The organism is Mesorhizobium sp. M7A.F.Ca.AU.002.02.1.1 (assembly GCF_003998535.1).
GTDB lineage: Bacteria > Pseudomonadota > Alphaproteobacteria > Rhizobiales > Rhizobiaceae > Mesorhizobium > Mesorhizobium ciceri.
Genome location: NZ_RZPB01001462.1, coordinates 1 through 518, shown reverse-complemented (window position 1 = coordinate 518; position 518 = coordinate 1). Strand labels below are relative to the sequence as shown.

Sequence of the window (518 nt, the reverse complement as noted above, 5' to 3'; positions counted from 1 at the left end):
GCCATGCTCGACGCCGTAGCCGAGCTCGAGGCCGTCTCGCTCTGCATGCCGCCGCAATTCCGCTACGACGCGGCGCGGACGGCGCTGACGGCAAAGAAGCATGTCTTCCTGGAGAAGCCGCCAGGCGCTACTGTCAGCGAGGTCGAAGACCTCAAGACATTGGCTGCGCACAACGGCGTCTCGCTGTTCGCCAGCTGGCACTCGCGCTATGCGCCGGCCGTCGAGGCCGCACGTGCTTTTCTAAGTTCAGCCCGCATCCGCTCGGCTGCCATCAACTGGAAAGAGGATGTGCGCCGCTGGCACCCGAACCAGGAATGGATCTGGGCTCCCGGCGGTTTTGGCGTCTTCGATCCCGGCATCAACGCGCTGTCGATTGCCACCCATATCCTGCCGGCCATGTTCATCACCTCGGCGGTGCTCGACTTTCCCGAAAACCGCGCCTCCCCGGTTGCCGCGCGCGTCACCTTCCGCACCTCGAATGGCCTGCCGGTGACGATGGACCTCGACTGGCTGCAGAC

General features: G+C 65.1%; 1 protein-coding gene. It reads left to right on the top strand.

The genetic code is table 11. The annotated features are described in order from the left end of the window. The coding region (locus EN879_RS38375) for a Gfo/Idh/MocA family oxidoreductase (protein ID WP_164774962.1) at positions 1-518 on the top strand (518 nt) is incomplete at both ends.